The organism is Ureibacillus chungkukjangi (genome assembly GCF_044795995.1).
Classification (GTDB): domain Bacteria; phylum Bacillota; class Bacilli; order Bacillales_A; family Planococcaceae; genus Ureibacillus; species Ureibacillus chungkukjangi.
This window is the reverse complement of record NZ_CP085009.1, coordinates 1,100,802-1,126,126: the sequence shown is the minus strand read 5'-3', so window position 1 is coordinate 1,126,126 and position 25,325 is coordinate 1,100,802. Positions and strand designations below refer to the sequence as shown.

Annotated in this window: 26 protein-coding genes; 12 read left to right on the top strand and 14 right to left on the bottom strand. The window is 37.3% G+C overall.

Annotated elements, in window-relative coordinates; translation table 11 throughout:
* Positions 1–38 precede the first annotated feature (38 nt).
* Positions 39–224, top strand: a complete 186-nt coding sequence (locus LG296_RS05580) for a DUF5325 family protein (RefSeq protein ID WP_251397038.1) — start codon at positions 39–41, stop codon at positions 222–224.
* Between the two features lie 139 nt (positions 225–363).
* On the opposite strand, the gene LG296_RS05575 is transcribed toward LG296_RS05580, so the two are convergent.
* Positions 364–1,155: an inositol monophosphatase family protein gene (locus LG296_RS05575; protein ID WP_251397034.1), complete on the bottom strand. Its 792-nt coding sequence runs from the start codon at positions 1,153–1,155 to the stop codon at positions 364–366.
* 155 nt (positions 1,156–1,310) lie between these two features.
* Positions 1,311–1,508, bottom strand: a complete 198-nt coding sequence (locus LG296_RS05570) for a hypothetical protein (protein ID WP_107934939.1) — start codon at positions 1,506–1,508, stop codon at positions 1,311–1,313.
* A 119-nt stretch (positions 1,509–1,627) separates the two neighbouring features.
* On the opposite strand from LG296_RS05570, the gene LG296_RS05565 reads away from it, so the two are divergent.
* Both LG296_RS05565 and LG296_RS05560 read left to right on the top strand, forming a co-directional pair.
* Positions 1,628–2,254 carry a YktB family protein gene (locus LG296_RS05565; RefSeq protein WP_251397031.1) on the top strand — a complete coding sequence of 209 codons (627 nt, stop codon included), beginning with the start codon at positions 1,628–1,630 and terminating at the stop codon, positions 2,252–2,254.
* Positions 2,255–2,636: 382 nt separating this feature from the next.
* Positions 2,637–3,875 carry an NAD(P)/FAD-dependent oxidoreductase gene (locus LG296_RS05560; RefSeq protein ID WP_404427646.1) on the top strand — a complete coding sequence of 413 codons (1,239 nt, stop codon included), beginning with the start codon at positions 2,637–2,639 and terminating at the stop codon, positions 3,873–3,875.
* Positions 3,876–3,971: 96 nt separating this feature from the next.
* On the opposite strand, the gene LG296_RS05555 is transcribed toward LG296_RS05560, so the two are convergent.
* Positions 3,972–4,241, bottom strand: a complete 270-nt coding sequence (locus LG296_RS05555; protein ID WP_404427645.1) for a UPF0223 family protein — start codon at positions 4,239–4,241, stop codon at positions 3,972–3,974.
* Between the two features lie 22 nt (positions 4,242–4,263).
* The gene (locus LG296_RS05550) at positions 4,264–5,223 is read right to left on the bottom strand and encodes an NAD(P)H-dependent flavin oxidoreductase (protein WP_404427644.1); all 960 of its coding nucleotides are present in this window, start codon (positions 5,221–5,223) and stop codon (positions 4,264–4,266) included.
* A gap of 144 nt (positions 5,224–5,367) precedes the next feature.
* Between LG296_RS05550 and LG296_RS05545 the strand changes: the two genes are divergently transcribed.
* Entirely contained in the window at positions 5,368–6,837 is a 1,470-nt protein-coding gene (locus LG296_RS05545; RefSeq protein ID WP_251397020.1) for an aminotransferase class I/II-fold pyridoxal phosphate-dependent enzyme, read from the top strand.
* Positions 6,838–6,928: 91 nt separating this feature from the next.
* On the opposite strand, the gene LG296_RS05540 is transcribed toward LG296_RS05545, so the two are convergent.
* The 6 genes from LG296_RS05540 to pdhA form a co-directional block, all read right to left on the bottom strand.
* Positions 6,929–7,615 carry an LrgB family protein gene (locus LG296_RS05540; RefSeq protein WP_404427643.1) on the bottom strand — a complete coding sequence of 229 codons (687 nt, stop codon included), beginning with the start codon at positions 7,613–7,615 and terminating at the stop codon, positions 6,929–6,931.
* The gene (locus tag LG296_RS05535; protein WP_251397015.1) at positions 7,581–8,135 is read right to left on the bottom strand and encodes a CidA/LrgA family protein; all 555 of its coding nucleotides are present in this window, start codon (positions 8,133–8,135) and stop codon (positions 7,581–7,583) included. Before LG296_RS05535 ends, LG296_RS05540 begins: the two co-directional genes overlap by 35 nt.
* Before the next feature lie 325 nt (positions 8,136–8,460).
* Positions 8,461–9,873, bottom strand: coding sequence for a dihydrolipoyl dehydrogenase (gene lpdA, locus LG296_RS05530; RefSeq protein ID WP_251397014.1), 1,413 nt, complete (start codon positions 9,871–9,873; stop codon positions 8,461–8,463).
* A 4-nt stretch (positions 9,874–9,877) separates the two neighbouring features.
* Positions 9,878–11,233 (bottom strand): dihydrolipoamide acetyltransferase family protein, encoded by a 1,356-nt coding sequence (locus tag LG296_RS05525; protein ID WP_251397012.1) that lies wholly within the window; start codon positions 11,231–11,233, stop codon positions 9,878–9,880.
* A 29-nt stretch (positions 11,234–11,262) separates the two neighbouring features.
* Complete coding sequence (locus LG296_RS05520; RefSeq protein WP_251397010.1) at positions 11,263–12,240, bottom strand: alpha-ketoacid dehydrogenase subunit beta; 978 nt, start codon at positions 12,238–12,240, stop codon at positions 11,263–11,265.
* A 3-nt stretch (positions 12,241–12,243) separates the two neighbouring features.
* Positions 12,244–13,356 (bottom strand): pyruvate dehydrogenase (acetyl-transferring) E1 component subunit alpha, encoded by a 1,113-nt coding sequence (gene pdhA, locus LG296_RS05515; RefSeq protein ID WP_404427642.1) that lies wholly within the window; start codon positions 13,354–13,356, stop codon positions 12,244–12,246.
* A 486-nt stretch (positions 13,357–13,842) separates the two neighbouring features.
* Between pdhA and def the strand changes: the two genes are divergently transcribed.
* On the top strand, positions 13,843–14,400 hold the full coding sequence (def, locus tag LG296_RS05510) for a peptide deformylase (protein WP_251397005.1): 558 nt from the start codon (positions 13,843–13,845) through the stop codon (positions 14,398–14,400).
* Between the two features lie 236 nt (positions 14,401–14,636).
* Here the strand turns inward: def and LG296_RS05505 are convergent, their stop codons facing one another.
* Positions 14,637–15,407: a Cof-type HAD-IIB family hydrolase gene (locus tag LG296_RS05505; RefSeq protein ID WP_404427641.1), complete on the bottom strand. Its 771-nt coding sequence runs from the start codon at positions 15,405–15,407 to the stop codon at positions 14,637–14,639.
* A 638-nt stretch (positions 15,408–16,045) separates the two neighbouring features.
* Here LG296_RS05505 and LG296_RS05500 point away from each other — a divergent pair.
* Together LG296_RS05500 and rnjA are read left to right on the top strand one after the other, a co-directional pair.
* A complete protein-coding gene (locus LG296_RS05500; RefSeq protein ID WP_251397001.1) occupies positions 16,046–16,255 on the top strand; it encodes a DNA-dependent RNA polymerase subunit epsilon in 210 nt (69 codons plus the stop codon).
* 6 nt (positions 16,256–16,261) lie between these two features.
* Complete coding sequence (gene rnjA / locus LG296_RS05495) at positions 16,262–17,929, top strand: ribonuclease J1 (RefSeq protein ID WP_251396998.1); 1,668 nt, start codon at positions 16,262–16,264, stop codon at positions 17,927–17,929.
* A gap of 90 nt (positions 17,930–18,019) precedes the next feature.
* Here rnjA and LG296_RS05490 read toward each other — a convergent pair whose 3' ends face one another.
* The 3 genes from LG296_RS05490 to LG296_RS05480 form a co-directional block, all read right to left on the bottom strand.
* Entirely contained in the window at positions 18,020–18,679 is a 660-nt protein-coding gene (locus LG296_RS05490) for a TrkA family potassium uptake protein (RefSeq protein ID WP_251396995.1), read from the bottom strand.
* Positions 18,680–19,586: 907 nt separating this feature from the next.
* A complete protein-coding gene (locus LG296_RS05485; RefSeq protein ID WP_251396992.1) occupies positions 19,587–20,021 on the bottom strand; it encodes a TlpA disulfide reductase family protein in 435 nt (144 codons plus the stop codon).
* 44 nt (positions 20,022–20,065) lie between these two features.
* A complete protein-coding gene (locus LG296_RS05480) occupies positions 20,066–20,608 on the bottom strand; it encodes a peroxiredoxin (RefSeq protein ID WP_404427640.1) in 543 nt (180 codons plus the stop codon).
* A gap of 220 nt (positions 20,609–20,828) precedes the next feature.
* On the opposite strand from LG296_RS05480, the gene LG296_RS05475 reads away from it, so the two are divergent.
* The 5 genes from LG296_RS05475 to LG296_RS05455 are packed head-to-tail and all read left to right on the top strand — an operon-like array spanning position 20,829 to position 25,157.
* Positions 20,829–21,371 (top strand): helix-turn-helix domain-containing protein, encoded by a 543-nt coding sequence (locus LG296_RS05475; RefSeq protein WP_404427639.1) that lies wholly within the window; start codon positions 20,829–20,831, stop codon positions 21,369–21,371.
* 16 nt (positions 21,372–21,387) lie between these two features.
* Positions 21,388–22,491: an ABC transporter ATP-binding protein gene (locus tag LG296_RS05470; RefSeq protein ID WP_404427638.1), complete on the top strand. Its 1,104-nt coding sequence runs from the start codon at positions 21,388–21,390 to the stop codon at positions 22,489–22,491.
* Positions 22,481–23,284, top strand: a complete 804-nt coding sequence (locus LG296_RS05465; protein WP_251397692.1) for an ABC transporter permease — start codon at positions 22,481–22,483, stop codon at positions 23,282–23,284. Before LG296_RS05470 ends, LG296_RS05465 begins: the two co-directional genes overlap by 11 nt.
* Positions 23,284–24,084, top strand: a complete 801-nt coding sequence (locus LG296_RS05460; protein ID WP_404427637.1) for an ABC transporter permease — start codon at positions 23,284–23,286, stop codon at positions 24,082–24,084. The genes LG296_RS05465 and LG296_RS05460 overlap by 1 nt, the downstream gene beginning before the upstream one ends.
* Positions 24,081–25,157 carry a PotD/PotF family extracellular solute-binding protein gene (locus tag LG296_RS05455; protein ID WP_251396978.1) on the top strand — a complete coding sequence of 359 codons (1,077 nt, stop codon included), beginning with the start codon at positions 24,081–24,083 and terminating at the stop codon, positions 25,155–25,157. Before LG296_RS05460 ends, LG296_RS05455 begins: the two co-directional genes overlap by 4 nt.
* The last annotated feature ends 168 nt before the right edge of the window (positions 25,158–25,325 follow it).

Here is a 25,325-nt window from a genome sequence, read left to right as displayed (position 1 = left end):
TATTACATTTTACATACATACTAAGGAGGCATATTTCCATGAATAAAGCGAAAGCTGTCATGTTTATTTTTGCGGTCGCTGCGATGTTATCCATGATTTCTATCGGGTATGCAATTGCAGCAAAAACAATTCTCGGAGCTATTGCAGGGCTTGTAGCATTATGTGCTGTTATGTTCATCGGATTTAAGATGAAACGTAAATTCCGTGAACAAAATCTTTTATAAAGGTATACATTTAGACTGCCACATGTAATTGAATTAATTCATATGTAAAACACGATTTTGTTGAAGTTTTTTAACAAATCGTGTTTTTTCTTAAAAAAAGTAGAAAACAAATGCTGAATTTGCTTTCTACTTCTGTTTTTTATTTTTCTTCAATATAATTTGTTAAAATTTCTTGGTGGATGGATGGGTTCGCGATTATAAAAGTATCCTGTACTAATAAGTTACACGGCTCCCCTTTTAAATTTGTCGCAATTGCCCCGACTTCCTTAGCAATTATTGTTCCTCCGCCAATATCCCAAGGAGACAGCCTCATCGAAATATAAGCATCTAATTTACCGCTTACTACAAAGGCAATTTCCATCGCAGCTGAGCCATAAGATCTTGTTCCTCTTACTTTATGAACCAATTCAATCATCTTCTCGTGGTTTACACGTCGATTCGGCGCAATCCAGCTAGCGTTAATACCAATAACAGCTTCCTCTAGAGGCAAGGGTTTTAACTTTCTTAAAGGGGAATCATTATACCATGCACCCTCCCCTTCAATCGCATAGAACAAATCTTCTCGCATCACATCAAATATGTACCCAAGCTTTCCTATACCGTCTACAAAAAAACCGATTGTAATCATGAAATGGCGATGCTGCTTCACGAAATTCATAGTCCCATCGATTGGGTCGATAATCCAAACTGAACCATCTAAAGATTCAATTCCTTCCCCCATTCCTTCTTCTCCTAAAATTTTATGATTAGGATTAAAGGCTTTGATTTTATCGATAAAAAACAATTCCGTTTCTCGATCTATATTAGTCACTAGATCATTCGCATCTGCTTTTGTCTCAACCTTAATATCATAAGAGAAGGCATCCCTAATTCTCTTTCCTGCTTCAAAAATAATATCCTTGGCAAACTGGTCTATTTCACGTAAATCCACTTAACCCCCACCTATCCCTATTCATCGTTACTAGGTGTTATCTGTATATAAGAGACACCCAATTATTCGAAAAATTCTTTATTTATCCATTAGTATAACAAAAATCACTTGCAGTCAAAATGAATGCAAGTGATTTTTATAAAAATATTAACTTGTTACACATATGCGTGGAGACCATCTAATTCATCCTGTATTTCCTTTAAACGTTTTTTACTTTTCTCCATTTCGTTTTCGTCCTTATCTTGCATTGCAATGTATAAGGAGGCAAGCTCATAATCGAGCTCAAGACGTAAAACGTGTTCATATTGCTTTTCAATATCAACTTTACGTATAATCTTAATCATCTGTTTCATATTAAATCACTTCCCTTTCATATTTATAAAAATTTTAGTCTCATGAAATGGTTTGTTACAAAATTTTTCCCAAAAAGCAGATAAAATAAACATGTAAATCAAAGAGGGGGCACAAATAAATGAACAAAATTAAATGGACAAACAAAGACTTCGAAGTTTTCGAAATCGATGGTTTAGAACAACGAATGGAAGCTCTAACTACTGTTGTTCGTCCGAAGTTCCAAGAATTAGGTGAAATGTTTTCAAGTTACTTTAGCGCTAAAACGGGTGATGAATTCTTTCCTCATGTTGCGAAGCATGCTAGAAGAACAATCAATCCACCTAAAGATTCATGGGTAGCATTTGCTCCTTATAAGCGTGGATATAAATCTCTTCCTCATTTTCAAATTGGGCTTTGGAATACACATTTATTCATTATTGTGGCAATTATTTATGAAGCACCGCAAAAATCTGAAATGGCAGATCGTTTACTAAATGCTAAGAAGCTATTTGATAAGCTGCCTGACTCATTTATTATTTCAGGCGATCATATGTCACAAGACTCAATTTCTCTAAAAACAGGGCGTGAAAAACAGCTAGAAGAATTATTGATTCGATTAAGGGATGTTAAAAAAGGTGAGTTTCTTGTCGGTCTTCATATTTCACGAGAAGAGGCAATCAATCTTTCATCGGAACAATTTTTACAACTAACTGAAGAAACATTTGAAGCATTAATGCCGATTTATAACACTATAATTGGAAAGTAGCTACTTTTAAAGGCAAAGGTTAGAAACTAACTTTTGCCTTTTAAAAATGCGTATTTACGACTTCTCTGCGATGTCTTGATTTAAGTAATTTAAAGCAAGTTCTAGAGAAGTTCGTGTTTTGCTTTTGGTGTGTTGTATAATTAATATGCACAAGATACTGACAAACATTACATATTTCAACTAATTCTTTTAAATATTTTTATGCTGATTATCAATATGCCTCCAAATCTGCTCACTGTAGAAAATACACCTTCTTTAATCCACCCACACGACCCATTCTCTTTTGTTTAATAAGATTCCTAATACCTTCAAGATGATTAAAAGAAAAATATACGGGTAAAGTCCTAGGACATTATTCGACATATTTAAGGGGTGTTTTGAATTGAATCTTTATAATGGAACTTTATATTGGCCAACAACACTTACTACTCAATTTAGTGTAAAAGCTCCACAACAAGCAAAAAAACTATATGACGCCGTTATCATCGGAGGCGGAATGTCTGGATGTTTAACAGCCTATAAACTTATGAAGCAGGGCTTATCTGTCGCTATATTGGAAGGTAAGAAATTTGGACAAGGCAGTACTGCGGCAAATACTGGTTTACTGCAATATTCAAACGATATTATGCTATCAGAGCTTATCCAACAAATTGGAGAAAAGGAAGCAGTACAGTTTTATAAATTATGCTTAGAGGCATTGGATGACATTGAGAAGATAGTAAATGAATTGCCTCAGGAAGTGGATTTCGTGCGTAGACCAAGTATCTATTATGCTAGTGATCATGCAGATGTAAAAAAACTGCGCAAGGAATATGAAACATTGTATAAAAACAATTTCCCTTGCGAATTTTGGGACGAGTCAACACTAGAATCCTATATGCATTTTAAAAAGCCAGCTGCAATCGTTACTTATCAGGATGCAGAAATAAATCCATTAAAATTTATCATGAGCTTATTGATTTATTTACAGAATAATGGTGTTGATTTATTTGAAAATACAACTGTAAGTAATACATCCTATGAAAATCAGGTGATTCAGCTTAAAACCTCCACACATTCCTTCAAGTCTAAAGATGTAATATATACAATAGGCTATGAAAAAAAGCAAAATGCAAAAAAAGAAGATACGCTATTTAATAGATCCTATGTTATGGTAACAAAACCTATCCAATCTGATTCTAATTGGCATAACAAAGCATTGATTTGGGAAACAAAGAGACCTTATCTGTATTTACGCACTACAGCTGAAGGAGCCATCATGGTAGGTGGAATGGATGAAAATATATCGGAAGCTCCCATAGATGAGAGGGTTATTGAAGATTATGCTGAGAAGCTATTAAAGCAAACCAATGAATTATTCCCTCATTTAGCATTAGAGATTGATTATTGCTTTGCCGCAACATTCGCAGAAACTAAAGATCAATTGCCGTTTATCGGTGCTCACCCGACAAAGCCTCACCATTATTATCTGCTTGGTTATGGCGGAAATGGCACTATATATAGTGCACTTGGTTCTAAAATAATTTGTGACTTGATAACAGAAAAAGCAAACGATGCTGCAGATATGGTTTCTCTCAAAAGAAAGGACTCTGACAGCAAGCCATTTTCATCAATAGCATAATCGTATAGATTTATTTTGAAGAATCTCTTACATTAAAAAGAGGGTGATTGCACAGAACACTTATGACGACGTTCAATGGATTCACCCTCACTTTATTTACATTTTAATAATTTTGCCGTCTTCTTGTTCTTTCATCAGCTTTACAACCCTGTAGCTTACATAGCCACTTGCTTCCTCAAACTCGCGAAATACTGTTTTTTCCTCAGCCTGAGAAGGCACTATTTCTTTAAATCGACGATATCTCGAAAGCATATCTTCTCTTTTAATTCCTTTTTCATAGGCTTGTTCAACGCCCTCAAAAAAGCGAATAACATCTACAATTTCTACTGTTGACCAATCTGTTGAAAATGGATATGAGTATTCCATAGAAAGACCCTACTTTCTTAATTTAATGTCCCCATTTTACTCTGATTTCTTCTGCTTGTGCAACCATTCGGCTAATAAGCTGCTGTACTGTAGGGACATCTTGTATCATTCCAGCTACTTGTCCTGCCCAGCCAAAACCATTCTCCTGATCACCATCATATATAAATCTCTTATTTGCCTCACCACTTATATACTCTTTTAAGGCTTCATAGGTTGGGGAAGCTTTTTCAATTTCTATTATTTTATCTGTAAATTCATTTTTTAGGCATCGTGCTGGTGCGCCAATCGACCGCTTTATAATAGTAGTATCTGACTCCGTACTATTTAATAAGCTTTCAATATATGCACGAGAAGCGTGGACACATTCCTTCGTTGCTATAAACCGCGTTCCCATTTCAATACCTTGTGCTCCTAATGCATGTGCTGCCATCCAGCCCCTACCGTCACCAATACCTCCTGAAGCAATTACCGGAATGGAGACACTATCTACTACCTGAGGAACAAGCACCATTGTTCCCACATCATCACGGCCTAAGTGACCCCCACCTTCTTGACCGACAACCATTACAGCATCAGCTCCAAGCTCTTCAGCCTTTTGGGCTTGTCTTCTCGCTGCCACAAGTACTAGTTTTTTAATGCTTGTTCCTTTTAACAGATCAAAAATCGGCGCTGGATTTCCTCCTGTCATAGAAATAACCGGCACATTTTCTTCAATTGCAACCTTCACCATTTCCTCATAGCCTTTACCATGCATGCCAATAGCAAAGTTTACACCAAATGGTCGATCCGTTTTTTCACGCACCTTTCGTATCTCCTCTTTAAGCAATTGAGGAGACTTTAAACTCATTGCAGTAATCTGACCTAAACCTCCCGCATTAGATACAGCTGCTGCTAATTCAGAGTAGGCTAGATATGCTAATCCCCCTTGTATAATTGGATATTTTATTTCTAGTAATCTTGAAATTTTTGTCTCCCAATCCATGATTCCAACCCCTTTTGCTTTCTTTCTTATAAATACTTCTCTTTAATAGAAAAAAATCCTTTTATTTTTGTAGTCATGAAGGTCAATAGATGCTATAATTCTTTTTGTTTTCAAAAATATATATAAAGTGAGGTGGTACCTGCGTTGTCACAGTTAGAGACTCCATTGTTCGACGTATTACTCAAACATCGAAATAGACATCCAATACAATTCCATATTCCCGGACATAAAAAAGGTCAAGGAATGGATCCAGCTTTTCGTGAGTTCGTCGGCGACAACGTTTTATCAATTGATTTAATCAATATTGCTCCACTAGATGACTTACATTCACCAAAAGGCGCGATTAAAGAAGCACAACAATTAGCAGCTGAGGCCTTTGGTGCTGATCATACATTCTTTTCCGTTCAAGGTACTAGTGGCGCCATCATGACGATGATTTTATCCGTCGTTGGTCCAGGTGATAAAATATTGGTACCACGGAATGTTCATAAATCAACAATGTCTGCAATTGTTCTATCTGGTGCCATTCCTATTTTTATCCACCCAGAAGTTGATGAAGAATATGGAATTGCCCATGGTATTTCTGCAGAATCTGTCGAAAAAGCATTAAAAACATATCCTGATGCAAAGGCAATGTTAGTAATTAATCCAACTTATTTTGGGTTTGCAACAGACTTAAAGCGTATTGTTGATATCGTTCATGCACATAACATCCCAGTCATTGTAGACGAGGCTCATGGAGTTCACATTAAATTCCACGATGAGCTGCCTTTATCGGCTATGCAAGCTGGTGCTGATATGGCTGCAACAAGTGTTCATAAACTCGGTGGTTCACTTACAGGTAGTTCCGTTCTAAACGTTCGAGAAGGTCTGGTCACTGTTAATAGAGTTCAATCTGTACTTTCGATGTTAACTACAACTTCAACTTCATATCCACTTCTCGCTTCTTTAGACTGTGCTAGACGTCAATTAGCAGTTCATGGATATGATTTAATCGATGAGGCAATTCGTCTTGCCAAGGATGCAAGAAAGCGTATTAATAAAATTCCTCATTTAAAGGTAGCAGGCAAAGAAATACTTCACTCATCTGCAACATATGATATGGATCCTACAAAAATCCTAATTAGTGTAAAAGATTTAGGAATTACTGGTCATCAGGCTGAAGAATGGTTACGTCATAATGCCAATATCGAAGTTGAATTATCTGACCTTTACAATATCCTTTGTCTTATTACATTGGGAGATACGAAAAAAGAAATCAACTTACTAGTGAACGCATTGCAAAGAATGTCGCAAACTTTCGAATCAGAGGCAACTAAAAAAGAGACAATTGTGAACGTACCGGATATCCCTGCTTTAGCGATGACTCCTCGAGATGCATTCTATGCTAGTACTGAAGTAATGCCTATCGATGAATCGGTTGGGTATATTTGCGCAGAATTTATTATGGTATACCCGCCCGGAATCCCGATCTTCATTCCCGGGGAAATAATTACCGAGGATAATATTGAATATATTAAGATGAATATTGAAGCTGGCTTACCTGTTCAAGGTCCTGAAGATTTATCACTTAAAACAATTCGTGTAATTAAAGAACGTATGCCTATCATTTAAAACATTAAATTTCTACAATATAAAACACGATTCTCCGTTACTTAGGGACGGAGAATCGTGTTTTTTTGATTTATTCGGCTAGCTTTTTACATTAAATAAATAGAAATACAAAGATTGGACATATTACGGCACCAATTACAGCGCTTAACCCCATGGATAATGAGCCAATCGACAAATCCTCTTCCCCATAGTCCTTCAACTTAGAAACCCCTACACCATGGCTTGCACTTCCCATTGAAATCCCTCTCCCAATCGATGAAGTAACCTTTGAATATTTGTAAACAGCAGGTCCAAATAACGCTCCTGTAAACCCTGCCACCATAACAAATACAGCAGTTAAAGGTGCAATACCACCAATCGTTTCACTTACCTGCATCGCAACAGGTGTTGTTAAGGATTTAGGAAGTAAAGTTAAGATCAGATTTGTTTCCATTTTCATAATTTTCAACATGATATATACACTCAGTAATCCACTTATCATGGCTATAAAAATACCAGATAGAATAGTATATTTAAATTTCATTATTAAGCGTCTTTGGTTATATAGAGGATAAGCTAAAGCAACAACAGCTGGTCCTAATAAGTGCTGAATATATTTCCCACCCTCCATATAGTCGGAAAATGGAATATGAAAAACTAATAACGCTGCAACTAACACTAGTGTCGTCGTTAATATTGGCAATAAAACAGGATATGGATACCTCTTATGAAGCTTATACATCAATAGAAATAGCACCACTGTACTAACGATGAAGATGGTTGCCTTCAAGTATCTCATCCTCCTTCGTCTTCTCATTTTGCTGAGGTTCATTTAGTGAAGCTGATGGATTTATGACATGCGAGTCCTTCTCCTCAACTGAATCTAGCTCTGTCTGCATTAACGCAACTGCATCTTTTTTCACGATCATAGCTAATTCTTTTTTCTCAATCATTTCACTTAGCTTGCTCGATATTAAGATAGCAAATAATGTACTGACAAAAACTGTGCCAAGAAGAAGAATGCCTTCAATTGAAAGTAGCTCTGGGTAATCAATGATTCCAACAATCGCAGGAATGAAAAATAGCGTCATAAAGGCAATTAAAAAACCTGCCCCCTCACGAATGTATTCCACTTTAACCCACTTCATTTTCAAGCAAACAGCTAAAAGCACTAAACCCAATATACTTGCTGGTAGTGGCAGTTCAGTAACCTTGACTATCAAAACTCCAATATAATAAAAAACATAAAGTATTATTATTTGAGCAATGGTTCTTATAATTCTCATCAGGGCATCCGTAAGCCTGAAACTCAATCTCATTTCGAGTCCCCCCTATTTATCGTAATTTTACGCCTATTCAAAACGACTGTCTACGTCTCTAGCAAAAAATAGGAAGAGTTTCTTATGAAAACTTAAGAGTGGAGTGGCACTAGGCTTCACTAGGTATGCGAGTTGCTATTGTTTCATAGCCAGAGCTACCCATTAGGAGCAACTATATTATTTAATATGTAATTTGAAGAATGAAAATCTTTTACTGGCCATTAGCAGACTCATACACGCAACTTACATTATCATCACTATCTAATACTCACTACTTTAAAAAAGGCCCTCACACATAAGTGCAAGGGCCTCAAATAGATATATATTATTTTGAAATGATGTGGATTGGGTTGCCTAGTAATACTTCGGCAGTTTCCATTGTGATTTCACCTAAAGTTGGGTGAGGGTGGATTGTTAAAGCTACGTCTTCAGCTGTCATGCCGCCTTCGATCGCTAAGCAAAGCTCAGAAATCATATCAGATGCACCAGCACCGATAATTTGAGCTCCTACTAGTAAGCCATCTTCTTTACGAGCTACTAATTTAACGAATCCTTCAGTTTGGTTTAATGCTAATGCACGACCGTTAGCTGCGAATGGGAACTTCGCAACCTTCACTTCTAAGCCTTCAGCTTTAGCAGACTCTTCGCTGTAACCAACAGTAGCCATTTCTGGATCTGTGAAGCAAACAGCCGGGATTGCTAGGTAGTCAACAACTGATTTTTCACCAGCGATTGCTTCAGCAGCAACCTTACCTTCGTAAGATGCTTTGTGAGCAAGTTGTGGACCGTCAACGATATCACCGATTGCATAGATGTTTGGAATATTTGTGCGACATTGTTTGTCAACTTTGATTAAACCGCGCTCAGCAAATTCGATACCGATTTGTTCTAAACCGATTTCATCTGTATTTGGACGACGACCTACAGTTACTAATACGTAGTCAGCTTCAACTTTTTTCTCTTCTCCGCCTACTTCGTAAGAAACGATTACGCCATTTTCGTTTTCTTCCACACCTTTAGCAGATGCGCCTACTTCGATTGTAACGCCTTTTTTCTTAAGACCTTTTTTAACGATAGCAGTCATTTGTTTTTCGAAGCCAGCTAAGATATCTTTTCCGCCTTCAATGATTGTTACTTCAGTACCGAAGTTTGCAAATGCAGAACCTAATTCAGTACCGATGTATCCGCCGCCGATAACAACTAATTTCTTAGGTAATTCTTTTAAATTAAGAGCACCTGTAGAGTTTAGTACACGATCTGTATATTTGAAAGTTGGAATTTCAACAGGACGAGAACCAGTTGCTATAATCGCATTTTTGAATGTATATGTTTGAGCAGAATCTCCATTGATAATACGTACTGTATTCGCATCAGAGAAGTATGCTTCACCTTGAACGATTTCTACATTGTTGCCTTTTAAAAGACCTTCAACACCGCCAGTTAATTTTTTAACTACGCCGTTTTTAAAGTTCTGTACTTTCTCAAAGTCAAGTTTCACTTCAGAAGCGAAAACACCCATATCTTCTGAATGCTGTGCTTGTTCAAAACGGTGACCAACTGAAATTAACGCTTTAGAAGGAATACATCCTACGTTAAGGCAAACGCCACCTATTACATTTTTTTCTACGATTGTAACTTTTTGACCAGTTTGAGCTGCACGAATTGCTGCTACATAACCACCAGGTCCGCTCCCTACTACTAAAGTGTCAATTTCGATTGCGAAATCTCCTACTACCATATTATTACGCCTCCATTAATAAAAGTTCCGGGTCACTTAACAAACGTTTTAAATGATTTAAAGCATTTTGTGCTGTGGCTCCGTCGATCATTCGATGATCAAAGCTCAATGATAATGCTAACACAGGTGCGCCTACAATTTCACCATTTTTTATCACAGGTTTCTCAGAAATTCTTCCAATACCTAAAATTGCCACCTCAGGATGGTTAATAACTGGTGTAAACCATTGACCTCCAGCAGATCCAATATTCGTAATTGAACATGAACCGCCTTTCATTTCATTAGGAGAAAGACGCCCTTCACGAGCTTTTGTTGCTAAGTCATTGATTTCTGCAGAAATAGTGAAGATTGATTTACGATCTGCATGCTTAACTACAGGTACAAGTAAGCCTTTTTCAGTATCTGCTGCAATGCCAATGTTGAAGTAATGCTTTTGAATAATTTCATTTGTTGCATCATCAAATGAACGGTTGAACTCAGGATACTCACGTAATGTAGAAACTAAAGCTTTAACTACATAAGGTAAATATGTTAGCTTGATACCTTTTTCTGACGCGATATCCTTGAATTTTTTACGGTGTGCCACTAATGCAGTTACATCTACTTCGTCCATTAATGTAACATGAGGAGCCGTTTGTTTCGAGTGAACCATTGCTTTAGCAATTGCTTTTCGAATTCCAGAAATTTTCTCGCGAGTTTCTGGGAATTCGCCTTCAAGGTTAACAGGAGCTGATGCAGCAACTTTTTCTTCAACAGCACTCTCTTCAACCACTACTGTTTCTTCAAGAGCTTCTGGTTTAGAAGCTTTCGCTCCGCCAGTCAAGAAGCTTTCAATATCTTCTTTTAGGATACGGCCATTTTTACCCGTTCCACTTACTTGCTGAATATTGACATCTTTTGATCTTGCGTATTTACGAACTGAAGGCATTGCAATGATACGTTTATCATTTTCTGTAGAATCTGGTGAAATATCCACAGCTGGGTCTTCTTTAGAATCTCCCTTAACTGACGCTTTTTCAACTGTGTCGCCATCTTCAGCAGTTCCTTGAACTTGTGCGCTAGTTGTAGAAGTTGTTTCTTCTTTATGGTGATCATCACCTTTGAATTGAAGGTTTTCATAGCCCGGTGCATCAATTCGAATGATTACATCTCCTACTACTGCTACTGACCCTTCCTCAACAAGGATTTCCTCAATAGTTCCTTCTACTGGTGAAGGCATTTCTACAACAGCTTTATCATTTTGAATCTCACAAAGTACGTCATCTTCTTGAATTTTATCGCCTGGTTTAACAAACCATTTTACGATTTCCCCTTCATGTATACCTTCTCCAATATCAGGCATGCGGAATTCAAACGCCATATTTTTTCACCCTTTCCTTAGACAAATGATTAGAATGTTAATACTTTTTTCGCAGTTTCTAGGATATCCTTATAGTTAGGCAGCCAAATGTTTTCTGCTTGTGGGAATGGATAAATTGTATCCGGTGCTGCCACACGTAAAACAGGTGCCTCTAGGCTTAAAATTGCACGTTCTGTAATTTCAGCTACTACATTTGCGGCAATACCCGCTTGTTTTTGTGCTTCTTGCACGACGATTGCACGATTTGTTTTTTCAACAGATGCAATAATTGTTTCAATATCTAATGGTTGAATTGTACGTAAATCAACAACTTCTACTGAGTACCCCTCTTTTTCAAGCTCAGCTGCTGCTTTTAAGCTTTCGTGAACCATTAAGCCGTATGCAAAGATCGATAAATCGTTCCCTTCACGTTTCACATCCGCTTTGCCTAGCGGAATTGTGTATGATTCTTCAGGTACGTCTTCTTTTACAGAGCGATATAATTTTAAGTGCTCTAAGAAAATAACTGGATCATTATCACGGATTGATGAAATTAATAGACCCTTCGCATCATATGGCGTTGATGGAATAACTACTTTTAAGCCAGGTTGTTGAGCCATTAAGCCTTCTAAGCTATCAGAGTGCATTTCAGGTGTATGAACACCGCCTCCGAATGGAGAACGAATCGTTACAGGCATATTGAAGGTATTGCCTGTACGGTAACGGTAACGAGCTAACTGACCACTAATAGAGTCCATTACTTCATAAACGAAGCCGAAGAACTGGATTTCAGGTACTGAACGATAACCAGTTAAAGATAAACCTACCGCTAAACCACCGATACCAGATTCTGCAAGTGGTGTATCGAATACACGGTCTACACCGAATTCTTTTTGAAGACCTTCAGTAGCACGGAATACCCCACCGTTCACACCTACATCTTCCCCGTACACTAAAACATTTTCATCATCTCTAAGTTCGCAACGGAGTGCATCCGTAATCGCTTGAATCATTGTCATTTGTGCCATAGGTTATTTCGACTCCTTCGCTTTAAAGACTTCATATTGTTCTTGCAGATTGTATGGCTTCTCTTCGTACATATTTGAAATTAAGTCCGTTACTTTTTGTTTAGGTGCTTCATCAGCTTTTTTAATCGCTTCTTTAATTTCTTCTTTAGCACGTTCGATTACTTCTGTTTCTTTTTCTTCATTCCATAAGCCTTTACCTTCTAAGTAAATACGGAAACGAACGATTGGGTCTTTTGCTGCCCATTCACTATCATTATCAGAAGTACGGTAACGTGTCGGATCATCACCAGACATTGTATGTGGACCATATCGATAACACATTGTTTCGATTAGAGATGGACCTTCTCCTCTAACTGCTCGATCACGTGCATCCTTAGTTGCTACATAAACAGCAAGTGGATCCATTCCGTCAACTAGTACACTTGGAATACCTGCTGCAATCCCTTTTTGTGCAATTGTTTTTGCAGCCGTTTGTACTTCACGTGGTGTTGAAATTGCAAATTGGTTATTTTGTACAATGAAAATTGCTGGAGCCTTAAATGCCCCTGCAAAGTTGATTCCTTCGTAGAAATCCCCTTGAGATGAACCACCATCACCTGTATAAGTAACAGCTACATCAGCAGTACCACGTTTTTTAATGCCTAGTGCTACCCCAGCAGCTTGAACGTACTGAGCACCGATAATGATTTGAGGTGGTAAAACGTTTACGCCTTCTGGAATTTGGTTTCCTACGAAATGACCTCTACTAAATAGGAAAGCTTTCCAAAGAGGAAGACCATGATATACGATTTGAGGAACATCACGGTAGCCTGGTAAAATCCAGTCGTTTTTCTCTAATGCATAGTGTGAAGCTAATTGAGAAGCCTCTTGCCCAGCAGTTGGAGCATAGAAACCTAGTCTTCCTTGGCGGTTTAACGAGATAGAACGTTGATCTAAAATTCGTGTATATACCATACGTGACATTAAATCAACTAGCTCTTCGTCTGATAAATTCGGAACAGCAGCCTCGTTGACAATTTTGCCCTCTTCATTTAAAATTTGGAACATTTCAAACTGATTTTCAATTGTCTCTAAAGTAGCAGCTGGATCAAATTGTTTTGAATTTTTTTCTCCCATATAGCACCTCTCCTTAAGTTCTGTATTAAAATTAATTTCAAAAACACTAGTACAATATCTTATTAAATTGAGTATATAAAAATAAATCCATTCGGTCAATCATTGATTTACGTTTATTTCGCACTTTTTTTCTAAATAAATAACTATTCAGCAAAACGAAACTGTTATATATTAATCCGATAACTGTATTACAACAGAATTTACCAACTCATGTATTTATTAGTTTCCTTAAATAACTTTCCACTAAAAAAACCCTTTAATATTTGTATTCACCTTTACTTTTGTCACTAAACTTTTCTAAAGCAAAATAAAGCAACATATGATATTTTTTATAATAGATAAAAACATTTTTTGTATTTTGCAAGTATACGCCGATTCCTCTGTATTATGTGCTCGTAAAGCCTATTATTAAGAATCCTTGGCCATTCGCAAAGAATACTACTATACTTTAATTACATAGTAATTTAGTGAAAGGAAGTTTATAGAATGATTTTAATGGAAGATATAATTCGTGAGGGTCACCCTACATTAAGAACTAAAGCAGAGGAAGTGAAGTTTCCTCTATCTGAGGATGACCGAGCTCTTGCTCATGACATGTTAGAATACCTTATCAACAGCCAGGATCCTGAAGCTTCACAAAAATATGGTCTTCGTCCTGGAGTTGGTTTAGCAGCAAACCAAGTAAACTCATTAAAAAGAATGTTTGCCCTTCATTTAGAAGACGATAATGGGGAGCAATTAAGCTTTGTAGCCATTAACCCTAAAATCGTTAGTCACTCTGTCGAAAAAACCTATCTTCCCTCTGGAGAAGGCTGTCTTTCGGTTGACCGTTCAATTCCTGGGTTCGTCCCTCGATATGCAAGAATTACTGTTAAGTTCTTCACGGTTGATGGCGAAGAAAAGAAACTACGTCTAAAGGGAATGCCTGCTGTTGCCTTTCAGCATGAATTAGACCATTTAAACGGCATTATGTTTTACGATCACATTAATGAAGCAAACCCATTCGAGCAAGTTCCCAACTCCTTCCCATTAGGTGAAGAATAAATAAACATATTACTAGGTGTCCAGTACGTTTAATCATCTGGACACTTTTTTTATTTCCAATCTGCCTGTCCTTTTAAATATAGTCATAATCGTCGGAAAAGGGGGTGTCTCAAAATTACAGACGCCCCCTTCATTATTAACAAATTATTTTATTTATAGTCTAAGCATTTCAAAACATATTACATAGACTAATAAAGAAAGGAACTTTTATTAATCAATTCTTCCTATTAAAATTGTTAAATAATATTCAGACGCTTCAAGGCTTTTGCTATACCGTCACGATCCACATGATCAGTTACAATATCTGCTACTGCCTTTGCCTGTTCTACCCCATTTCCCATGGCAACGGATGTACCAACTTCCTGAAGCATTTCGATATCATTCAACCCATCACCAAAGGCTATTGAGTTTTCAATCGGGATATTTATTTTTTCTAATAATGTTTTAATCCCTCTCGCTTTCGAGCCGTCCTTTGGCAAAATATCGCAGGAATAGGGATGCCATCTAATAAATTTCACTTCAGAAAAAGTATCTCTATAGAGCTGCTCATCGGATTCTTCGATAAAAATAAGCGTTTGATACACATCATTGTCTTCATAAAATAGTGGGTTGCTGTACGGATACGGATATTTTAATGTATTTAAGCTCTGCTCGATAAAGGAATGGTCTTCTATAGAAGCAATCATTTCTTTGTCATCTATAAAAACAACCGGATGATTTCGTTCTTGTCCAAACTCGATAATTTTTGCTAAATACTCTTTCGGTACACTGTCAGTATAAATTACTTCGCCCTTGTAAACGACGTATTGACCATTAAATGTGACATATGTATCAATTTCTAGCTCTTCTAAAATACTTTCAATCATAAAAGGTGCTCTACCTGTTGCTATCGCAATTTCATAACCGTTATTTCTCGCTGCTTTAATAGCCTCTTTTGCGGATTCAGGGATTTTTTTCTCATCATTGTAAAGTGTCCCATCCACATCAAAAAATATGATACTTGTCATTTCATAACCCTCTCAACACATATTTATATGTAAACGGAAAATACTTTACATATAGAGAATCGTCAGTATTCTTGTAAGTTAGGAGTGATACGCCATGTTAAAACGACTCAAAAAGAGAATTTTGAAACGATTAAATGGCATCCTCGGAAAAAAATCAATTGCTTAAGCCCTTCAAAACGAAGGGCTTTTCTTTATTTTAAGACAGACGCATGATAATATAAAGGAAATGCATCTTTTACAAAGATTATTGACATTTATCTTCTTTCAATATTGAAAAAGCAAACTCTATCCAATTATAGAAAATCACAGTCTCATTTAACCGATAAGCACACCTAGCTATTACTAAAAGGTTTGTGGATTAGCTATACTTTCTAATACTGTGCTTTTCGAAAATTTAAAATACCTTAACGGTAGAACAAGACTCTTTAACCAATTGATGGTAAAATGGGTACAAGTGTTTTTTCGTGTTAAGAAAAATTATTGAAAAGAAGTTAAAGCTTTTTGCAAAATCGGTAGCTTTTGATATATCATCTTTTATTAATTATGTAATTTTAACGCTACTCTTTTTATGGCAAGTAGTTCACTTTAAATAATCTATACGATGCACGTAAATGTACGTTAATTAAAGGAGAGAAATCATGATTTACAAAGTTTATTACCAAGAAAACGCTCTAGAGGTACCAGTTCGCGAAAATACTAAAAGTCTTTATTTAGAAGCAGCTTCAGAAAGAGAAGTGCGTAACTATTTAAAAGATCGTAACTTTAACATCGAGTATATCCAATTACTTGAGGGCAATTATTTAGAATATGAAAAAAATAGCCCGAACTTCCATTTGGAGAACGCTTAGATCATTATGAAATTTGTAAAAAATGATCAAGCAGCGGTATTCGCTCTCGGCGGACTGGGCGAAATCGGAAAAAACACCTATGCAGTACAATTCCAGGATGAAATTATCGTAATTGACGCTGGAATCAAATTTCCGGATGACGATTTATTAGGAATCGACTATGTTATTCCGGATTACACTTATTTAGTACGTAATGTCGACAAAATCAAGGGCTTATTTATTACCCACGGTCACGAGGATCATATTGGTGGTATTCCTTATTTATTACGCCAATTAAATATCCCGGTGTACGGTGGCAAGCTTGCTTTAGGTTTATTGCGAAATAAATTAGATGAGCATGGTTTACTGCGTACAACAAAGCTTATCGAAATTAAAGAAGACGATGTTATCAAATTCAGAAAAACATCTGTAAGCTTCTTCCGTACAACTCACAGTATTCCTGACGCATATGGAATCGTTGTTAAAACACCTCCTGGCAACATTGTGCATACAGGAGACTTTAAGTTCGACTTCACACCTGTTGGAGAACCTGCGAACCTAACTAAAATGGCTGAAATCGGTCGTGATGGTGTCCTTTGCTTACTATCTGATAGTACAAATGCAGAGGTTCCAAACTTTACAATGTCTGAACGTAAGGTTGGCGAAAGCATTGATGATATTTTACGTAAGGTTGATGGTCGTATTATTTTCGCGACTTTCGCTTCAAATATCCATCGCCTACAACAAGTAACAGACGCAGCAGCACAATTTGGCCGTAAAATTGCCGTGTTTGGTCGTTCTATGGATAACGCTATTTCTATCGGACGTGAATTAGGCTACATTACAGCACCTAAAGAGACCTTTGTTGATGCCCAAACGATTAATCGTTTACCAGCAAACGAAGTACTTATTTTATGTACAGGCTCTCAGGGTGAACCAATGGCTGCTTTATCTCGAATTGCAAATGGTACACATAGACAAATTCAAATTCAACCTGGAGATACTGTTGTATTCTCTTCTTCACCAATTCCAGGAAATCAAATGAGTGTTAATAAAATTATTAACCTATTATTCCGTGCTGGTGCAGAAGTAATCCATGGTTCTTTAAACAATATCCATACATCTGGACACGGTTCTCAAGAAGAGCAAAAGCTAATGCTTCGCTTGATGAAGCCAAAATTCTTTATGCCAATCCACGGTGAGTATCGTATGCTAAAAATGCATACTAAACTAGCAGAGGATTGCGATGTTCCGATTAACAATACCTTTGTAATGGAAAATGGTGAAGTTTTAGCTCTAAGCGCAAATGAAGCTCATGTTGCTGGAAAAATCCCTTCTGGAGATGTATATATTGATGGAAGTGGTATTGGTGACATCGGAAATATCGTATTACGCGATCGACGCATCCTATCCGAGGAAGGCTTAGTCATCGTCGTTGTAAGTGTCGATATGAAAAAGCAAAAGCTAGTAGCTGGACCAGACATTATCTCACGCGGCTTTGTTTATATGCGTGAATCTGGCTCACTTATTAGTGAAGCTCAAAAAATGCTAAACAATCATTTAAATGAAATGGTTCAAGTGAAGTCTACACAGTGGACTGAAATGAAAAATGAAATCACTGACGTTTTAGGACCTTACTTATTTGAGAAAACAAAACGTCGCCCAATGATTTTACCAATTATTATGGAAGTTTAAGCACATAAAAAGGTTGTCCAAATTTGGACAACCTTTTGTTTTGGTTTATAGAATAAATATGAATATAGAAATGCTGATTTAGTTAAGCTGTTAGCTCATCATTTTTTTCACAAATCGGTTGATATCCACATCCGCACCGATTACAAGTAAAATATCGCCTAGCAATATTTTGTCGTCAGCTGCTGGAGAGATAACAATGGATTCTCCTCTTTTAATACCGACGATGTTAATCCCATATTTTGCTCGAATATCTAAATCAATTAGTGAAAAGCCTGCGATTCGATCATTCGCTCGAATTTCCATAATCGAATGTTCATCTGATAGCTCCAAATAATCGAGTACATTGCTCGACATCATGTTGTTCGCAATTCGAATCCCCATATCCCGCTCTGGATGTACCACTTGATCTGCCCCAATTTTATGGAGCACCCTTGCGTGATAGTCATTATGGGCCTTAACCGTAATCTGCTCTACCCCAAGGTCCTTTAGGATTAAGGTTGTTAAAATACTTGCTTGAATATTTTCACCAATCGCAATAATTACGTGCTCAAAGTTTCGTAAGCCTAATGATTTAATTACCTCTTCATCTGTTGTATCTGCAATAACTGCTTGTGTTGCAATCTTCGCATATTCATCCACACGCTCGGCTTGTGCATCAATTGCTAATACGTCGGCTCCCAGGCGAATCAATTCCCTAACGATACTCCCACCGAAACGTCCTAACCCTACCACTACAAATTCTTTTTTCATGTTAAACCTCCGTACAATTTCATCAATGGTATTATTTTAACTTAGTGGCCCTAATTTGTACAAATATCCATTGAAAAAATTGTTAAAAGATTTGGATTGACGGATTTGTAGGAAAAGTGTGGGGGTGGATTTCGTAGGTATGCATTGAGTCGTTTTGGATCGAGTGATGCTGGGAAACGTAGTAATATCGTTCTCTTTGCGATGATTGTGGTGGTTCGGGCTTTTGGAGTGTAGCAATATTGCTCTCTTTGCGACGTTCGGGATGATTCGGGCTTTTGAATCGTAGCAATATTGCTCTCTTTGCGACGATTGGCGCGGTTCGGGCTTTTGGATCGTCGCAATAACGCTCTCTTTGCGACGATTGGGCTGGTTCGGGCTTTTGGATCGTCGCAATAACGCTCTCTTTGCGACGATTGGGCTGGTTCGGGCTTTTGGATCGTAGCAATATTGCTCTCTTTGCGACGATTGGGGCCGTTCGGGCTTTTGGATCGTAGCAATATTGCTCTCTTTGCGACGTTCGGGATGCTTCAGGCTTTTAGATCGTAGCAATATCGTACACTTTACGACGACTGGGGCCGTTCAGGCTTTTGAATCGTAGCAATATCGTACACTTTACGACGATCGGGGCCGTTCGGGCTTTTGGATCGTAGCAATATCATTCTCTTTGCTACGTTCGGGATGTTTCGGGCTTTTGGATAGTAGCAATATCGCTCTCTTCTCGACGATTGGTTGCGTTCGGGCATTTGCATCGTAGCAATATCACTCTCTTTACGACTTCACGGAGTACCTCCCCTTCTCAATCGTAGTAATATCACTCGCACCCCACATTCTCATCCACTTTCCACCTAAAAATAAAAAGCATAGACTCAAAAACTCTGGAGTCTACACTTTCACTTTTCAACTTTAACTATAATACCTTAAGCAAACGTTTTTCTAACATCTTCATGCCACTTCCGCCAGCCTGGTAATGGCGAAGAATACCCATTTTATCAAATACATAATAAGAAGGGACATATTGATTGTTGAAAGAATCAGTTAGCTTCATTTTATTATCTATAAAGATAGGCTGTGTGATTTTATATTTACGGGCTACTTTTTTAATAGTTGTGATGTCCATATCCTCGTTGGACCTTGGCATATGCACCGCTAAAAAATTTACTTGGTCGCTATACTTTTCCCTGAACTTACCGAATTCAGGTAAGGCTTCTTTGCAATCAAAGCAGCTAACAGACCAAAAATGAATAATCGTTGGCTTTTCCCCTATTAAATCCATTCGCCTTACTTTCCCATTTAACCAATCCGTCTCACCCTGTATGTCAGGCATTGGGGACCGTAATCTCATTTAAGCTTCCTCCTTAAAAGAATAAGGCTCCTTCCATTTCGGAGTTATAGTGTATCATCGCCTGGACGCCAGCTTGCCGGACAAAGGCGACCTGTTTGAAGTGCTTGAAGAACCCGCAACACCTCTTCTGTGTCTCGGCCAATATTATTGTGGTGCACTACGTGATATTGAAGCTCTCCTTCAGGATTAATGATAAATAATGCCCTTAGAGCGACCCCCTCTTCTTCAACTAATACTCCATACTTTTTCGCCAACTGGTGGTTAGGGTCAGCTGCTAACGGGTATTGAAGTTGACCAAGACCATTTTTTGTACGCTCTGTATTGATCCAAGCTAAATGCGTATAAACCGTGTCTGTTGAAACACCGATAATAGTGGCGTCAAGCTCCTCAAAATCATCGTAATAATCGGACATTTCCGTTATTTCAGTAGGGCAAACAAAGGTAAAATCCATCGGGTAAAAAAATAGAACCGTCCACTTCAATAGCTTTATGTTTTCTTCTAAGGATACTTTTCCAAAGGATTTATCAGGCATGACCGCAGCCATTTCAAATTTTGGAGCTGGTTTACCTACTTGTAAATCTATCATTTTAAACTTCCCCCAATTGGTAGAAATAACTTTTTTGACTAGTTGAAGAAACTATACTCTAGAAAAAAGGGCATTTTTCTAGGGAAATATTTCAAAATCATCTATTGAAATGCTTATCCGTTTCTGTATAATAGTATCGTAATAGTAAACATTAAGTTATTTAAAAGTAAACTTTCATACTTTAAGTTTATGTATATTAAACAAACAAGGAGTTATTCAGGTGCAAATTGGTGCGAAAATAAAAGCATTGCGACTTAAAAAAGGACTGACACAGGAAGAATTAGGTGAAAGAACTGATTTAACAAAAGGGTATATTTCTCAGCTAGAACGCGACTTAAATTCGCCATCAATTGAAACATTATTTTCTCTTTTAGAAGTATTAGGCACAACCCCAAAGGATTTCTTTGATGACTCATTGCAGGAACAAAAAGTAATCTATAACGTAGATGACCAAAGCTCATTTTTCGATGAAGATAAAAAGTATAAGATTCAATGGCTAATTCCGACCTCCAATGAAAAGGAAATGGAACCTGTACTTATTACACTTCAGAAGGATGGCGAGTATAAGCAGTTCGAGCCCTCATTAGCCGAGACGTTTATCTATGTGTTAAAAGGTCGAGTGCGAGTAGTTTTAGGTAATAACGAATATATAGCTTGTGAAGGAAATGCTGTCTATTATGAAGCAGCTACAAATCATCAAATCTTTAACGCACACAATGGCAAAACCCAGATTTTGCTCGTAGCAACAGAATCTTATTTATAGTTTAGGAGGCTAGACAATGAACGATACAATTATTCGGTTTGATAATGTTTCAAAATCCTATGATGATGGAACGGTTGTATTAAAAAATATTAATTTTGAGCTTGAAAGAGGAAAATTCTATACACTTTTAGGGCCTTCTGGTTGCGGGAAAACGACTATTCTCCGCATTATTGCCGGGTTTACAAATCCAACTGAGGGCGGAATTTATTTTAATGATAAAAAAATAAATCAAATCCCTGCAAATGAACGTCAGGTAAATACCGTTTTCCAGGACTATGCACTCTTCCCTCATTTAAATGTTTTCGAAAATGTAGCCTTTGGTCTGCGTATTAAAAAACTGAAGGAAAAAGAAATCCAGCAACGCGTTTTAGAGGCTTTAAAATTCGTTAACCTAGCTGGCTTTAGCACTCGAGAAATTTCTGAAATGTCTGGTGGTCAACGTCAACGTGTAGCAATTGCCCGCGCGATTGTAAATGATCCAGAGGTAATTCTTTTGGACGAGCCTTTATCTGCCCTAGATTTAAAGCTGCGTTCAGAAATGCAGTATGAGCTTCGCGAGCTACAGCAGCGTTTAGGGAAAACCTTTGTCTTTGTAACACATGACCAAGAGGAAGCCTTAGCAATGTCCGATGAAATTTTTGTTATCAATGATGGTGAAATTCAACAATCTGGAACGCCAGTAGATATTTATGATGAGCCGATTAACCGCTTTGTAGCAGACTTTATCGGAGAATCCAATATCGTTACCGGTGTTATGATTGAGGACTTCAAGGTTCAATTTGCTGGCAAAACCTTTGAGTGTGTAGATCAAGGTATGAGACCTAATGAGAAAATCGATATTGTGATTCGTCCAGAGGATTTAGAAATTACAACTGTTGATAAAGGAAAGCTTATTGTTACTGTTGATACACAATTATTCCGTGGGGTTCACTATGAGCTATCCACTTATGATACCGATGGCAATGAATGGCTCGTTCATTCACTAAAAAAAGCTGATGTAGGCGCACAAATTGGCTTAGATTTTGACCCTGAAAGTATTCATGTAATGCGTCTAAACGAAACGGAAGAAGAATTCGACAAACGTTTAGAGTCTTATGGAGACGAAGAAAATGTTCAGTAAGGCTTCAAAGGGCTCGCTATTTCCCTACTATATTTGGATAGCATTATTTGTCATCGCGCCAATTGTTTTAATTGTTTATTATTCAATGCTAGATTTAAACGGGAATTTCACACTAGCAAACTACACTGCGTTCTTTTCAAGCGTTTATTTAAAAATGACATTAACAAGCTTTTGGTATGCGTTTTTAATCACATTTTTCACGTTACTTATCGCATATCCAACAGCGTTTCTTTTAACGAAAACAAAGCATAAGCATTTATGGTTAATGCTTATTATTATTCCGTCCTGGATTAACTTATTATTAAAAACCTATGCATTTATCGGGATTTTCGGATTATATGGTCCCATTAATGCTTTTTTAGAGGTATTTGGACTAGAAGAGCAGCAAATACTCTTTACCGATTTTAGTTTCATATTTGTTTCTGTTTATATTTTTATCCCATTTATGATTATTCCAATTTTCAACTCGCTTGATAAATTGAACCCGGCACTAGTGTATGCAGCACGCGATTTAGGTGCCTCAAGTTTCACTACTTTCCGTCGCGTTATTTTTCCTTTAACAATTGACGGCGTGAAATCTGGTATTCAGGTTACTTTTATACCCGCCCTATCATTATTCATGATTACTCGATTGATAGCTGGGAACCAAGTAATTACATTAGGTACGGCCATTGAGCAGCAATTCCTTGTCTCTCAGAACTGGGGCATGGGGTCTACTATCGCTGTATTCTTAATAATTATTATGGTCATTATTATGCTCCTTACAGGTCAGAAAAAAGGAGGCCGTGCTTAATGAAGAAATTATCAACTGCCTCAAAAATCTATTTATTACTTGTTTTTGTTGTGTTATATGCACCGATTTTTTACCTAATATTTTATTCCTTTAACAGTGGCGGCTCTATGAATAACTTCGAATCCTTCACATTCGAGCATTACGAAGCCGTATTTGGGGATTCAAGACTGTTAGTTATCCTTATTAATACGGTCATCATTGCCCTATTATCAGGATTGATTGCCACAATTATTGGTACTTTAGGTGCCATTGGAATTGTCTCCATTAAAGATAAAAAGATGCGAAACACATTACTGTCTTTAAACAATGTCCTAATTGTAAGTCCAGATGTTGTTATTGGAGCTAGCTTCCTCATTTTATTTACGATGATTGGTGTTAAATTAGGGTTTATGTCTGTTTTGGTTTCACATGTTGCCTTTAGTATTCCAATTGTTGTTCTAATGGTTTTACCAAAGCTTTTAGAAATGAACACATCCTTAATTGACGCAGCACTCGATTTAGGTGCCTCTAGAAGAGACGTGCTTACTCGCGTAATTCTTCCATATATTCAGCCGGGAATTTTCGCAGGGTTCTTCTTAGCATTAACATATTCATTAGATGATTTCGCTGTTACATTTTTCGTTACAGGAAACGGCTTTTCTACCCTATCCATTGAAATTTACTCAATGGCCAGAACAGGTATTTCTTTAACAGTTAACGCGATTTCTGGACTTGTCTTCTTTGTAACAGTATTAGTGGTAGTTGGCTATTACTTCGTTACAAATCGAACAAAACGCGCAAGTCAGGAGGTACAACGATGAAATCACTAGTTCAAGCTACTGTTGCTATCATAGTTGTCTGTGCTCTCCTATTCTTTGTGGCAGACCGATTAGAATCTGCTGGTTCTGCCGGTAGTAAAGATACGATAACTGTCTATAACTGGGGCGAATATATCGATCCGGAATTAGTTGACCAATTCACTGAGGAAACAGGCATCAAAGTCATATACGAAACCTTCGATTCGAACGAAGCCATGATGACTAAAGTCGAACAAGGCGGTTCTGCTTATGATATAGCTGTCCCATCTGAATATATGGTTGAGATGATGAAGGAAAAGGATTTACTTTTACCGATTGATCACTCTAAGCTACCGAATATACAAAATATCGATCCTTACTTCCTAGACCTAGCTTTTGACCCTGGAAACGAATTTACTATTCCCTATTTCTGGGGAACAGTTGGTATTGTTTATAATCCAAGCTTAGTTGCAGATCATTTAGACTTTACATCCTGGGAAGATTTATGGGATCCATCACTAAAAGAAAAAGTATTTTTAGTTGATGGTGCACGTGAAGTAATTGGAATGGGACTCAACTCATTAGGTGAATCACTTAATGCAAAAGATGATGCTCTTCTTCGCCAAGCAACTGATAAGCTAATCACCTTATCCCCTAATATTAAAGCAATAATCGGGGATGAAATTACACCACTGATGATCAACAACGAAGCAACGGTTGCCCTTACTTGGTCTGGACAGGCAGCTGATATGATGTGGGAAAATGAAGAGCTTGATTTTGCTGTTCCTGAGGAAGGCTCTAATTTATGGTTTGATAGTTTCGTTATACCAAAAACAGCGGCGAATATAGATGGTGCCCATGCCTTTATCAATTTCATGCTAGATGCGGAAGTGTCTGCACAGAACAATGATTATGTTGGCTACTCTACACCTAACGCTGCCGCTATGGAATTAATGGATCCTGAAGTAATAGAGGATGAACGTTTCTACCCTGACGAAGAACTGAGAGATAACCTAGAGGTTTATGAAAATCTAGGCCTTCAATGGATTGGTAAATATAATGAATATTTCTTGGAATTTAAAATGAGTATACGATAAACTCTATTCTTTTAGCCGATGACATTCTTTATGAATCTCATCGGCTTTTCTTTCGAATATCAGCCTAAAGCCACTAGTTAAATGTAGTTAATCAATATACAATATGATAAGCTTTTAGATACGAAATATTTTCTTTATGGGGGATATATAAGGGGAAAGGTGGACTGC